This is a genomic window from Mycolicibacterium chengduense, assembly GCF_033741155.1.
Taxonomy (GTDB): domain Bacteria; phylum Actinomycetota; class Actinomycetes; order Mycobacteriales; family Mycobacteriaceae; genus Mycobacterium.
In genome coordinates this window covers 271762-284667 of the sequence record NZ_JAWQNH010000005.1, presented here as the reverse complement: position 1 = coordinate 284667, position 12906 = coordinate 271762, and the positions used below count along the sequence as shown (strand labels likewise).

Here is a 12906-nt window from a genome sequence, read left to right as displayed (position 1 = left end):
ATGTCACCACGGGGGTCCGACAAGTACCCTCGCACCGTGCTGCACACCTACCGGTACGGTCCCGACTCCCCCGTCCAGGTGCTGGCCATCCATGGCCTGACCGGACACGGCAGACGGTGGGAGACGCTGGCGTCCGGTCATCTGCCGGACGTAGCGATCCTGGCTCCCGACCTGATCGGGCACGGCCGGTCGACGTGGGCCGCCCCGTGGACCATCGAGGCCAATGTGGCGGCGCTGGCCGAGCTGCTGGACGCGCAGGCGTCCGGACCGGTGCTGGTGGCCGGGCACTCCTTCGGGGGCGCGGTGGCGCTGGCCCTGGCCGCCGCCCGGCCCGATCTGGTCTCCGCACTGGCGCTGCTGGATCCGGCCGTGGCGCTCGACGGTGACTGGATGCGCGATATCGCCGACGCCATGCTGTCGTCCCCCGACTACCCGGACCGCGCCGAGGCCCGGGCCGACAAACTGTCCGGTTCGTGGGGTGAGGTGGCACCTGAGGAACTGGAACGCGAACTCGACGAACACCTGATGGAGCTGCCCAACGGGCGGCTGGGCTGGCGGATCAGCATTCCGGCGGCGATGTCGTACTGGAGTGAGCTGACCCGCCCGATCGCCGTGCCGCCCAACCCGATTCCGGTGACCCTGATCCGCGCGACCCGCACCACACCGCCGTATGTCACCGGCGAGCTGATCGATGCCCTGCGTACGGCGGTGGGCGACCGGTTCACGTCGGTCGATCTGGACTGCGATCACATGGTGGGACAGGCCCGGCCTGCCGAGACCGCGGCCGTCATCCGCGACCTGCTGGGCTGAGATGGCGCGCGTCACCGAGGAGCAGGTCGAGTCGGTGCGCGCGCTGGTGGCCGCGATCCCGGCGGGCCGGGTGAGCACCTACGGGGACATCGCCGAGGAGGCGGGGCTGTCCAGCCCGCGGATCGTGGGTTGGGTGATGCGCACCGACTCGTCGGATCTGCCCTGGCACAGGGTGATTCCTGCCTCCGGGCGACCTGCCGCGCACCTGGCCACCCGACAGTTGGAGCGGCTGCGGGCCGAAGGCGTGCTGGCCGCCGACGGCCGGGTGCCATTGCGCGAATACCGTCACCAGTTCGAATAGAACTCCAGGTGCGCCCGCGCCGCCGACTCCCACGTCATCGACGCGGCGAGCTCTCGTCCCGGCGTCGGGTCGGCCGGATCATCCAGTGCGGCGGCCATTTCCGTGGCGAACTGCGGCATGTCGGCGGCGAACCGCACCGTCTCCGCGAAGACTTCGCGCAGCACCGGCAGGTCCCTGGTGACGACGGGCCGACCCGCGGCCAGTGCCTCCATCGCCGCCAGGCCGAATCCCTCCTTGGTCGACGGGAACGCGAACACAGCGCACCCGGCGACCAGCGCAGGTAACTCGTCGTCGGCCACGGCACCGAGGATGACGGGGTCGACGCCGAGTTCGGCGCACCGAGCCTCGAACGAGGCCCGGTAGTCGCGGTAGTCGAACAGGGTTTCACCACCCGCGATCACCAGCGACAGGTCCGGATGACGTTGCCGCAGAAGGTGGTACGCCGCGACAAGGTCGACGGTACCCTTACGTGGCTCGATACCACCGACGGTCAGCACATACCGCCCCAGCGTGGCCCGCCAGCGGTCCTGGCCGTCCCTGTCGGCGGCGGCGTCGGCGAAGCGTTGTGCATCAACCCCGTTGGGAATCACCGTGGGTTCGAATCCCCAGCCCGCGCGCACCTCGGCGGCGACCGCCGAGGATACGCAGATGCGGCCGTAGGGCTCGACGATCGCCTTCTCGTGGCATTCGGCCAGCACCGGCGTGGTGAACCGGTCGAGATGGTGGATGGTGCGGATGCACCGTCCGACGGCGTTGGCACTGATGCAGTCCTGGGCATGCACGATGTCGTAGTCGTCGGGGGTGAACGCGCGGCGCAGTACCTCGATCGACCGGATGATGCGGTCGGTGACGGTGTCGCCCGGCAGATCGGTGAACTCCACCAACCGCACGGTCACCGCAGGGTCGACGTCCCGGAAGAAGCCCCGGTCGCCGGCCCGCGCCAACGACCACACCGTCACGTCGGCACCCGACCGCGCCAGAGCCTCGGCGAGGTACAGCGTGTGCACCACGCCCCCACGGGGCTTGGTGGAATAGGTGAGCAGCGCGATCCGCACCGTCAACCCCGGACCGATTTGGCGCGATAGGTGTCCGGGCGGAGCTCGGCGAGGTGGTTGAGCACCTTTCTGGCGCGGGCGATCTCGGCCTCGACATCGATCTCCGCCTTGGCCATACCGCCCTTGGAGCGCGTGGTGGCCAGGATGTCCCCGCCCGGCCCGACCACCTTGGCCTGCCCGAGGAAGCGCAGTTTGCCCATCACACCGGTTTGGTTGGAGGACACCAGGACCACCTGGTTCTCCGCGGCGCGAGCACAGTCGTACAGATCGAACAACCGGGACTGACGATCGGCGGGCAACCGGGAGGCGCGGTCGGTGATGCTGGCCGGCCACGCGGACAGTGCGGCGATGATGTGCGCACCGTCGAGGGCCAGCGCCCGCGCTGCCTCGGGAAAGGTCTTGTCGTAGTCGATGAGCATGCCGACCCGGCCGACCGGGGTGTCGAACGCGCCGAACGCGTCACCGGCGAGATAGGTCAGCGCTTCCCCGGCCGGTTGGTGCACCTTGCGGTAGGTGCCCAACACACCGTCCCCGGACACGCAGACTGCCGCGTTGTAGCGGGCGCCGCCGGGCGCCGCCTCGGCGTAGCCGACGCAGACGGTCATGGTCCCCGCCGCGGCGATGACGGCCGCGATCTCCGGGCCGTCGGGATCCAGGGCGGGCGGCGGATCGTCGGGGTCGGGGGCGGCGAAATCACCGATATAGCCGCCGAGGCAGGCGTCGGGCAGCACCAGCAGGTCGACCCCGTCGCGGGCCGCCGACTCGATGATCCCGACGACCTTGGACACCCCGCGGTCCATATCGCGGCCGAAATGGGCGGCGACCGCGCCCAGCGTGACTGGTGCCATGGCTCCCCTCAGGCCGCTCCGAGACCGGTGACCGGCGCGGTGAGCGCCGTCGTCGTCACCCCGTCAGGCCAGCGTAGGCGCACACCGGGCGTCGCGGTGAGCGACCCGCAGACAGCGGTCGAGACGCCCGACGGTGGCCCGGCCGCCGGCCGGCCGCCCGCGGTGAGCATCGCGTAACCGGGGAAGCAGGTCAGCCACGAGCCCATCGCCGCCGTCGCCGGGCGCGGGATGGCCGCGATGTCGAGCTCGGCACCGGTGCCGCCGGCTTCGGCCAGCATGCCCAGGGTGCCGACGACCCCGGCCATGCTGACATCCTTGGCGGCCCGTGGCGCCATCTGCGCCACCAGGCCGGTCATGGCACGCAGCTCGGCGCCGCCGCGACCGCTCGTCGAATCCCATTGCCGGCCCGTGTATCCGGGGCGCCAGTCGCCGGTGAGGTCGGCGGTGAGCGCCACCGGGTCACCGGGCCGCCCACCGCCGCCGGGTACCGGTGCGCCGGTCCGGCCCAGCGCGGTGACGGCCAGCGCCGCCGGGACGCCGAGTTGGGTGTGCCCACCCAGCACCGGTATCTCCCACGCCCGCGAGGCCGCCGCGACACCGCGGATGATCCGATCCAACAAGGCCCGGGTGGGGGCGCCGACCGCATCGAGCAGTCCCAGCGGCAGGGCCCCCATCGCGGTCAGGTCGTTGACGTTCACCAGCACCGAACACCAACCCGCCCACTCGGGGTCGCGCTCGACCATGGACGGGATGATGGCGTCGCACGCGGCGATCAGATCGCTGCCGGGGACCGGCGCCCCGTCGTCCCCGACGAACCCGGCCGGGCCGAGCGCCCCCGCCGTCGCCCGCAGTGGTGCCAGGGCCGGGCCGAGGAAGGTCTTGGTGGCCGCGGTGAGCGCATCGAACGGATTCAGCGGCCAGCGGATCACCGTGTGCGGGCGACCGGCGAACTCGTTGTGCCGCAGGGTCTGCCAGCCGAGCGCGGCGAACATCGGCAGGTACCGCCGCTGCACGGTCGCCTCGAACCGCAGCACGCCTGCCGATTCGGCGTGCGCGCACGCGGCCCTGATCAACGCCGGGCCGATGCCGCCGGGAGCGTCGGGCGCCGCGACCAGCCGGCTGCCGGTCCACCAACCCACGTCGACGGAGCCGACGGGCGCCAGCCGTACGCCGCCGAGGACCGCTCCGTCCGGTGCGGTGGCCACCAGCACCACGGTGCGCGGGTCGTCGTCGATGTCATCGCGGTCCGTGCCGGCGAACAGGCCCTGCTCGCCGACGAAGACGTCGCGGCGTAGCCGACGGTAGGCATCCAGTTCGGTGCCGTCGGCGGGATGGATGAGAACTGCTGCGGTCGGGCGGGTTCCGGCCAAGATGGACAGCTCGGTCATCAGGCCCCCAAGTTCTGCAGGACCGAGCAGGCCCCGCAGGCCGCGCACCCGGCCCGCTGATCGGTTCCGGCCATTCCGGCCATGACCAGCCGGGCGGCCACCTCACGGGATACCTTCTCCACCAGTGCGGCATCCGGTGCGCCGGCGCCGTCCACGTCGACGGCGAGCGACCCTGACTGCGGCCGGTAGGGCACCACGAACGGATAGACCCCCATCTCGATCAATTCGGCTGCCCCGCTGACCAGTTCGTCGGGGTCCTCGCCGAGCCCGACCAGCAGATAGGTCGACACCTGGTTGCGGCCGAAAACCCGCACCGCTTCGCGCCATGCGGCCCGGTAGCTCGCCATCGGCACGGTGGCCTTGCCCGGCATCCAGCGGCGGCGCACATCGTCGTCGAGCGATTCGACGTGGATGCCGATGGCGTCGGCCCCCGCCTCGCGCAACTCGGCCAGCACGCCCAGATCGGCCGGGGGTTCACACTGCACCTGGATGGGCAGGTGCGGCACGGCCGCCTTGACCGCCCGTACACACCGGGCCAGATGCCTGGCGCCGCGGTCGGTCCCGGCCGAGGTTCCGGTGGTCATCACCATCTGGGTGACGCCGTCCAGCCGGACCGCCGCCGCGGCCACCTCGGCCAGCTCGGCGGGGCGTTTGACCGCGGTGGTGGCGCCGGTGCGCAGGGACTCCTCGATGGTGCAGAACCGGCACCGCTGGTCTTCGGCGTAGCGGATGCAGGTCTGCACGACGGTGGTGGCCAGCACGTTGCGGCCGTGCAGCCGAGCCAGCTTCTCGTAGGGCACCCCGTCGGCGGTGTGTAGGTCGTAGAACCGGGGCCGCTCGACGACCTCGACGTCCAGGCCGGTGTCCGCGCCGTCGAGCAGTACCCGGGCACCGTCGAACACGAATGGGCTCTGTGGGTTTCGCGGAATGGCGGCGTTGAGTCCGTCGATGACGAGGTGGCCGTCGGCGCTCGGCCCGGCGCCGGCGGTGCGGCTGACCGGTGGTTGGCCGCGGAAGCCCAGCAGGGCGAGGTCGACACGCGTGGATACTGACATCGGGACTCCCCTAGATGGCGACGGCGTCGGTGTGGAAGGTGCGCCGGCGAACCTTGCCATTGATGGTGTCGGCGACGTGTTTGGCGTCGCGGTCGATGCCCAGGAATCGGCCCGAGCCCCAGGTGTGCATCCACGGTAGGCCGATGAAGCTCAACCCGTCGACGTTGGTGATGCCCCGGGTCTGCATGGGCCGGCCCGCACCGTCGAAGGCGCTCGCCTCGATCCAGCGGTAATCGGGCCGGTAGCCGATGGCCCAGACGATGCTGGTGATACCGGCCTCGGCCAGATCCAGTGTGGTGGTCTCGCTTTCGGGTGACCACACCGGCGAGTACCGTGCTGGCGGTGGCGCGTCGACCCCGCTGGCGTCGATGTAGCGGTCGATATCCGAGCAGATCGAGTTGTACACCGCGTCGGCGTGGTCCAGTGCCCTGGTCAGGGTGGGCTCGAACCTCAGCAGCGTGTCCTTGCCGTCGGCCAGGGCTCCGTACAGCTTCATGCCCTCGGTGGCGAACTGGCGCAGGTCGACATCGCGGCCACCGTCACGCCCGGTGACGTAGTGGTTGGTCTTCTCGATCGCGGCCTTGCCACCCGGATACTGTTGTGCCGGTTTGTCGTACAGGCCCATCTCGGCCAGCCAGGTCATACAGTCCCGGCCACGGTAGAAGCGCGCCACCCGGGGTGCGTTACCGACGGCCAGGTGCACCTGCCGCCCGGCCAGATGCAGGTCCTCGGCGATCTGGGCACCCGATTGTCCGGTGCCGACCACCAGCACCGCACCGTCGGCCAACTGGTCGGCGTTGCGGTAGAGCTCGGAGTGGATCTGGGTGATGTCGGCGTCGAGAGTGGCCGCATAGCTCGGGATCACGGGCAGCGGATAGCCGCCGGTGGCGATGACGGCGTGGTCGCAGCGCAGCGTCTCCTGCCCGTCGAGGGTGAGTTCGAAGCGCCCGTCGGGTCCCTGCGCCAGCCGGGTCACCCGGGTGTGGGTGCGCAGCGGCGGGGTGAACGTGTCCAGCCAGCCGGCCAGCCAGGCCACCACCTCGTCACGGGTCATGAAGCCGTCCGGGTCCGGTCCGTCATAGGCGTAGCCGGGTAGTTTGCAGTGCCAGTTGGGCGTCACCAGAGTGAAGTTGTCCCACCGGGTGTCGGCCCAGGCGTGCACCGGCGTCTGGGCTTCCAGCACGACGTGCTCGATACCCATCCGGCCCAGGTACCAGCTGACCGAGAGCCCGGCCTGCCCGCCGCCGATGATGGCGACCGGGATGTGGTTGGTGGTCATGGCTGCTCCATCTGGGTGACCTGGACGAGTGCCTGTCGCGGGAAGCGGGCGGCGGCGACGGTGATACGTTCGGCGGTGTCGGCGGCCGAGGTGCAGGCGAACCCGAATTTGGCGCGAACCCGCTCGCTGGCCTCGCCGAGTGCGCGGGTCGACCGCTCGACGAAATCGCTTACCGTGTAGTGCGTTCCCGTGCTCAGATAGTCGTGCATGACCAAGCTGGGTGAGTAGCAGCGCTGCGTGCTGCCGTCGGGCCAGCGCACCTCGAAAGTCATCTCAGGCATGAGCGAACTCTTCGGTGAGCGAGCCGTAGACATCGGGCCTGCGGTCGCGCAAGTGGAACATGCCGGCCCGCATGGTGCGGAAGGTGGCGTCGATATCGACCTCGGCAACGGCGAGGCCACTACCGAGAAGCGTTGTCGCCAGGATGTTTCCGCCAGGATCGACGACCTTGGCATTGCCGACGTAGCGCAGGGATCCGAAGGTTCCGCTCTGGTTGGAGGCGATCCAGAAGACCTGGTTGTCCAGGGCGCGCGCGGTGTCGAACAGATTGAACCGGTAGGTCCAGCGGTCGTCCTGCAGATTCTCGGCAGTGGCGGTGCGGGCCGCCGGCCACGCCGACAAGCTGGCGATGATCTGCGCGCCGTCGAGGGCCATCACGCGGGCGGCTTCGGGAAATGCCTTGTCATAACAGATCTGCAGGCCCACGCGGCCGACGGGGGTGTCGAAGACGCGGTAGCCGGACCCCGCCGAATACGACATGCCCTCCCCCAGCGGTTGGTGCACCTTGCGGTAGCTGCCGTAGACGGTGGTGCCGTCCAGCACCGCCGCGGCGTTGTAGCGGGTCTCACCGTCGTCGGCCAGCTCGCAGAATCCGATGGCGATCACCATGTCGCCTACGATCTGTTGCACCCTGGCGATCTCCGGGCCGTCGAGCCGGATGGCCGGTGGCAGTGAGCGTTTGGTGGTCTTCACGGTGTCGCCGTGGTTGCCCAGTGAGGAGAGGTAGCCGCCGATGGCGGCCTCGGGGAACACCAGGAAGTCGACGCCCTTGGCGCGGGCCTCCTCGGTGAGCGCCTCGATGAGCGCGTAGTTCTGTTCCAGATCGCGGGTGAAATTGGCCGAGACCCCGGCAAGTGTGGTCATGATGCGCCCTAGACCATGTATGTCGAGTTGATGATGGCGCCCTTGCGGGCGTAGTAGATGAGCGCGTCCTGCACGTCGAGCGGATGCGCCGGGATGACGCCTTCGATGAGGTCCTCTTCCCGACCGCCGTGCAGGGCCAAGCCGAACCGGCAGGCGAACACGGTGCCGCCCTCGGAGATGAAGGTGGCCAGCGCGTCGTTGATGTTCTGCTCGCCGGGGAAGCCGGAGTCGCCGGTCTTCGGAAACCCTCTGGTGGCAAGGCAATTGATGGCGCCCGGCCCGTAGAAGTAGATGGCCGACTCGAAGCCCTTGCGCAGCGCGCGGGTGGCCTGCAGCACGGCGACGAAGGAGACCGAGGATTCGTGGGCGATTCCGTGCACCAGGGTGAAGTAGCTTTCGCCTTCCTCGGCCTGGTAGTCGGGGAAGATCTTGGTGCCACCGTAGATGTTCGATCCTTTCGGCAGGGACGGATGGGGAATCTCGGCCAACGAGGTGGCGATGTTCTCGGCGATGGATGGATCAAATGCCATGGAGGACTCCAAGTTTGGGGTGGTTTTGGATGTCTCCAATTACAGGCGCCGGCCATTACCGGGTGGTTAGGGATGGAATACATCTGCGTTGCGGGGGGCTCACCGCCGCAATGCGGCCGTAACACGCCGAAATGGGGCGCTCAGGGCACCCTCGGCGATGACGAGCGGGCTAGAGCGCCAGGCGAACCAGCGCCGCGGTACGCGCCAACCCCGGGAAGGCGGCCGCGGTGGCCCGTGGGTGCAGTGCGTGCACCGCGAGGCGGAACATCAACGCGCGCAACACCATCTGCGGCCACTCCGGCAGCGGGCTCCAGCGCTCGAGCAGACCGTCATCGGCGTCACCCCACGCCAGCGCATCGACGACGACGACGCCGGCCGCCCACGCCGCGGGCCGCCAGTACGGGGTGATGTCGGTGATGCCCGGCGCAGCGGCGCCGGCGAAGAGGACGGTGCCGTACAGATCACCGTGTACCAGTTGGCTGGGACTGCGGGTCGGCTTGCGCAGGGTGGCCAGCTGATTGATCAACTCGACCGATTTCTGGCCGTCGGCCGAACCGGGCGAGACGCGCGCGCCGGCCGGCAACGCGTGCAGCGGCCGGTCCTCCCAGGCCGCCCGGTCGGCGGCGATGAACACGTCGACATCCGACCACGGCGCCACCGGGGGCTGGGTGAGGAAGCGGGGCCGCTCCAGGTTCGCCGTGGCCTCGTGCAGCCGCACCGACGCCGACACCACCTCGTCGTGCCGCGGTTCGGGGGTGCCGGCGACGAAGGTGTCGGCGCGCCAGCCGGCGACAACGTAGCGGCCATCGGTGGAACGCACCGGCCGGGCCAGTCGGATCCCGTCGGCGAAGAGGGTCTCGCGCACCTTGGCCGACCACGCGGCGCGCGCATGGTCGGCGACCATGGACAGCACCACCTCGCCACAGCGCCAGCCGCCCTCCCAGCTGGAACCCAGCGGGACCGGACGCACCCCGGCCAGGCCGAATGCCGCCAACACGTGCTCCGGTGGCAGTTCGTCAGTCACGCACGTCAGCCTAAGCGGTGCCTGCGTCACAGAGCGCTCAGTACATCACCATGTCGGGCTCGAGTTGTTTCGCCCACGCCACGATGCCGCCCTGCAGGTGCAGTGCGTCCGCGAACCCGGCCTTCTTGACGGCGGCCAGTGCTTCGGCCGACCGGATGCCGGTTTTGCAGTACAGCACCGGAACCCGGTCCTGCGGCAACTGCGCCAGACCGCTGCCGGCCTCCAGTGCCGATTTCGGGATGAGTTCGGCCCCCTCGATGTGGTTGATCTCCCACTCGACGGGTTCGCGCACGTCGATCAGCGCCACCGGCTTGCCGGAGTCCAGCAGTTCGCGCAGTTCCAGCGGGGTCACCGTGGAGCCGACCGACGCTTCTGCCGCCTCGTCGGTGATGACACCGCAGAAGGCCTCGTAGTCGATCAGTTCGTTGATCTTCTCCCGGGCGGGATCCTTGCGGATCTTGATGGTCCGGTAGCTCATGTCCAGCGCGTCGTACACCATCAGCCGGCCCAGCAGCGTCTCGCCGATGCCGGTGATCAGCTTGATGGCCTCGGTACCCATCACCGAGGCGATGGACGCGCACAGGATGCCCAGCACGCCACCTTCGGCGCAGGACGGCACCATGCCCGGTGGCGGCGGCTCCGGGTACAGGTCGCGGTAGTTGAGGCCCAGATCGTCGGGGGCGTCCTCCCAGAACACCGACACCTGCCCCTCGAACCGGTAGATCGAGCCCCACACGTACGGCTTGTGCGCCAGCACGGCGGCATCGTTGACCAGGTAGCGGGTGGCGAAGTTGTCGGTGCCGTCCAGGATGAGGTCGTACTGGGCGAACAGGTCGACGGCGTTGTCCGGCTCCAGGCGCAGCTCGTGCAGCACCACGTTCACATACGGGTTGACCTCGAGCACCGAGTCGCGCGCGCTCTGTGCCTTGGACCGGCCGATATCGGACTGGCCGTGGATGATCTGTCGCTGCAGGTTCGACTCGTCGACGACGTCGAACTCGACGATGCCGATGGTGCCCACACCGGCGGCAGCCAGATAGAGCAGCGTCGGGGACCCCAGGCCGCCGGCACCGATCACCAGCACCTTGGCGTTCTTGAGGCGTTTCTGCCCGTCCACCCCGAGATCCGGGATGATCAGGTGACGGCTGTACCGAGAGACCTCGTCGCGGGTCAGTTCGGCGGCTGGTTGCACCAGCGGTGGTAACGACGTCACCGTCGTCCTCCTTGAGTCGATCGCAATCCTGGCGTCTATCCCACCAGGCTCACTGCTTCAACGGTAATCCAGGGGTAAACCTTCCCCGGCGCAGCCGTCGTGCGGGCCTCAGGCGATCGGATACGGCCACGGGTTGAACCGGCAGGTGCGGCCGTCGGGTTTCACCGACTCCGGGTCGAACTTGGCGGCGTCGTCGTTGTCGGTGGAGAAGGTCTGCTGCATCATCACCGGCGCCAGCGCGCCGTTCTCCGGGCACGGTTCGTGCTTCGGATAGCCGATCGCGTGACCCACCTCGTGATTGATCACGTACTGGCGATAGGAGCCGATATCGCCCTGGAACGGGACGGCGCCACGGACCCAGCGGGCCTCATTGATGAACACCCGGGGTTGGGTGCCGTCATAGACGGGGTTGTAGCACGACGATTCCAGCGGGATGTCGTAGCCGCAGCCGTCGCGCACCGTCATCGGCGAGGTGAGCGATACCCGGAAATCGGGGGGACCGCCGGCATCGCTGTCGACACGTTCGAACGCGAACTGGGTGTTGTGCGTCCAGCTCTTCGGGTTGGCCAGGGTTTCGCTGACCATCCGCGCGAAGCCGTCGTCACCCCCGAACGACGCGGTGTCGACGCCGTCCTCGACCTCGACGGTGTAGCGGAAGGTCTTGGTGTCCCCGGCGCCGACCTTGGCCGTGGTGCCGGGCACCACATGCCAGGTTCGGGCCCCGGCCTCGGTGAACGGTCCACCGTTGGGCAGGATCCCGGTCGGCAGGTTGACGTCGAACTGGGACAGGCCCTTGGGCGGCGCACCGATGATCGCCGTGCCGGGCGCCTCGATGGTCGGCGGCCCCTGGACCGGGCCTTCGGCGTTCACGGCCTTGGGCGCACTGGTGCCGGTCACGGTCTGGTAGAGCACCACCACGGTCAGGATGGCCAGCACCGGCAGCGCATACGCCCGCCAGCCGTACGTGGACACGAACCGACCGAGCCAGGTCTGCTTGCGAAGGTGCTGACGGTCGTCCCGGTTGGCCCGCGGCCGACCGTGATCCTCGGCCAACGGATCACGCTGGGCGCGCAGCGGCTCCCGCCATTCACTGCGTAGAACGGGAACATTCCCCCGTTCCTGCCCGCCGGGCATACGGTCGCCCCCGCGACGCCCCGGGTCGTAGGTCACCGCACCAGGATTACACACACCGTGACGGGCACCGGTCCGGCACGCCACCGACACAAGTGCCAGCAGCGGCGCCTCGCCCACGGTGCGGTAGTAATGTCGTGACGATCCACACAAGATAGAGGACCTGATGAGCGATCTCGCCAATGCCGCCGATCGAAAAGGCGCCAAGGCGGGCACCGGCGGCACCCGGCGCGGTAACCGGCTGCCCCGTGACGAACGCCGCGGGCAGCTGCTGATCGCCGCCAGTGAGGTTTTCGTCGACCGCGGTTACCACGCCGCAGGCATGGACGAGATCGCCGACCGTGCCGGAGTCAGCAAACCCGTTCTGTACCAACACTTTTCATCCAAGCTGGAGCTGTACCTCGCGGTGCTGCAGCGGCACGTGGACAACCTGGTCTCCGGCGTGCGGCAAGCGCTGCGCACCACCACCGACAACCGGCAGCGGCTGCGCGCCGCGGTGCAGGCCTTCTTCGATTTCGTCGAGCACGACAGCCAGGGCTACCGGCTGATCTTCGAGAACGACTACGTCACCGAGCCGCAGGTGTCGGCGCAGGTGAAGGTCGCCACCGAATCGTGTACCGATGCGGTGTTCGACCTGATCAGCCGGGATTCCGGCCTGGAAGCACATCGAGCCAGGATGATCGCGGTCGGCCTGGTGTCCACCAGCGTCGACTGTGCGCGCTACTGGCTCGACAACGACCGCCCCATCTCGAAAGAGGCGGCCGTGGAGGGCACGGTGCAGTTCGCCTGGGGCGGCCTGTCACACGTGCCGCTCACCCGTTCTTGACGGCCTCGGCTCCCACGGTCCCGAAGCCGACCCGACGCACGTCGGCCGCGCCGATCTCGACGTAGGCGATCTTCGTCGACTGCACCAGGAACCGGCGGCCCTTCTCGTCGGTCAGCGCGAGCACACCGTCGGAACCCAGCGCTTTGGTGATGAGTTCTTCGACCTCGCCGGGGGTCTGCGCGCTGCTGATGACCAGCTCCCGCGGGCTGTCCGTGACCCCGATCTTGATGTCCACGCTGTGGCCTCTTTCGTTGGTGGGCAGTGCTCGCCATCAGGCTAGTGGACGCGGCGCGGGCGGCCGCG

General features: G+C 69.2%; 15 protein-coding genes. 3 read left to right on the top strand and 12 right to left on the bottom strand.

Annotation, left to right across the window (positions count from 1 at the left end; genetic code table 11):
* Window positions 1-810 carry an alpha/beta fold hydrolase gene (locus SBI67_RS19940; RefSeq protein ID WP_318982228.1) on the top strand — a complete coding sequence of 270 codons (810 nt, stop codon included), beginning with the start codon at window positions 1-3 and terminating at the stop codon, window positions 808-810.
* A gap of 1 nt (window position 811) precedes the next feature.
* Window positions 812-1111, top strand: coding sequence for an MGMT family protein (locus SBI67_RS19935; protein WP_318982227.1), 300 nt, complete (start codon window positions 812-814; stop codon window positions 1109-1111).
* Here the strand turns inward: SBI67_RS19935 and SBI67_RS19930 are convergent.
* The 11 genes from SBI67_RS19930 to SBI67_RS19880 form a co-directional block, all read right to left on the bottom strand.
* Entirely contained in the window at window positions 1096-2166 is a 1071-nt protein-coding gene (locus SBI67_RS19930) for an MSMEG_0565 family glycosyltransferase (protein WP_318982585.1), read from the bottom strand. The genes SBI67_RS19935 and SBI67_RS19930 overlap by 16 nt on opposite strands.
* 2 nt (window positions 2167-2168) lie before the next feature.
* Window positions 2169-3014, bottom strand: a complete 846-nt coding sequence (locus SBI67_RS19925) for a carbon-nitrogen hydrolase family protein (protein WP_318982226.1) — start codon at window positions 3012-3014, stop codon at window positions 2169-2171.
* An 8-nt stretch (window positions 3015-3022) separates the two neighbouring features.
* Complete coding sequence (locus SBI67_RS19920) at window positions 3023-4402, bottom strand: MSMEG_0567/sll0787 family protein (RefSeq protein WP_318982225.1); 1380 nt, start codon at window positions 4400-4402, stop codon at window positions 3023-3025.
* On the bottom strand, window positions 4402-5457 hold the full coding sequence (locus SBI67_RS19915; RefSeq protein WP_318982224.1) for an MSMEG_0568 family radical SAM protein: 1056 nt from the start codon (window positions 5455-5457) through the stop codon (window positions 4402-4404). Before SBI67_RS19915 ends, SBI67_RS19920 begins: the two co-directional genes overlap by 1 nt.
* Before the next feature lie 10 nt (window positions 5458-5467).
* Complete coding sequence (locus SBI67_RS19910) at window positions 5468-6736, bottom strand: MSMEG_0569 family flavin-dependent oxidoreductase (RefSeq protein WP_318982223.1); 1269 nt, start codon at window positions 6734-6736, stop codon at window positions 5468-5470.
* A complete protein-coding gene (locus SBI67_RS19905; RefSeq protein ID WP_318982222.1) occupies window positions 6733-7017 on the bottom strand; it encodes an MSMEG_0570 family nitrogen starvation response protein in 285 nt (94 codons plus the stop codon). The genes SBI67_RS19910 and SBI67_RS19905 overlap by 4 nt, the downstream gene beginning before the upstream one ends.
* Window positions 7010-7879 carry a carbon-nitrogen hydrolase family protein gene (locus SBI67_RS19900; RefSeq protein WP_318982221.1) on the bottom strand — a complete coding sequence of 290 codons (870 nt, stop codon included), beginning with the start codon at window positions 7877-7879 and terminating at the stop codon, window positions 7010-7012. Before SBI67_RS19900 ends, SBI67_RS19905 begins: the two co-directional genes overlap by 8 nt.
* A gap of 8 nt (window positions 7880-7887) precedes the next feature.
* A complete protein-coding gene (locus tag SBI67_RS19895; RefSeq protein ID WP_318982220.1) occupies window positions 7888-8409 on the bottom strand; it encodes an MSMEG_0572/Sll0783 family nitrogen starvation response protein in 522 nt (173 codons plus the stop codon).
* Between the two features lie 169 nt (window positions 8410-8578).
* Window positions 8579-9433 (bottom strand): TIGR02569 family protein, encoded by an 855-nt coding sequence (locus tag SBI67_RS19890; protein ID WP_318982219.1) that lies wholly within the window; start codon window positions 9431-9433, stop codon window positions 8579-8581.
* Between the two features lie 37 nt (window positions 9434-9470).
* Entirely contained in the window at window positions 9471-10646 is a 1176-nt protein-coding gene (gene moeZ, locus SBI67_RS19885; RefSeq protein ID WP_318982218.1) for an adenylyltransferase/sulfurtransferase MoeZ, read from the bottom strand.
* Window positions 10647-10754: 108 nt separating this feature from the next.
* A complete protein-coding gene (locus SBI67_RS19880; RefSeq protein ID WP_413232533.1) occupies window positions 10755-11816 on the bottom strand; it encodes a DUF3152 domain-containing protein in 1062 nt (353 codons plus the stop codon).
* Window positions 11817-11943: 127 nt separating this feature from the next.
* On the opposite strand from SBI67_RS19880, the gene fasR reads away from it, so the two are divergent.
* Entirely contained in the window at window positions 11944-12603 is a 660-nt protein-coding gene (fasR, locus tag SBI67_RS19875; protein ID WP_266045770.1) for an HTH-type transcriptional activator FasR, read from the top strand.
* On the opposite strand, the gene SBI67_RS19870 is transcribed toward fasR, so the two are convergent.
* Complete coding sequence (locus tag SBI67_RS19870; protein WP_266045769.1) at window positions 12590-12838, bottom strand: DUF3107 domain-containing protein; 249 nt, start codon at window positions 12836-12838, stop codon at window positions 12590-12592. The two genes, fasR and SBI67_RS19870, sit on opposite strands and share 14 nt — an antisense overlap.
* Window positions 12839-12906: the final 68 nt, after the last annotated feature.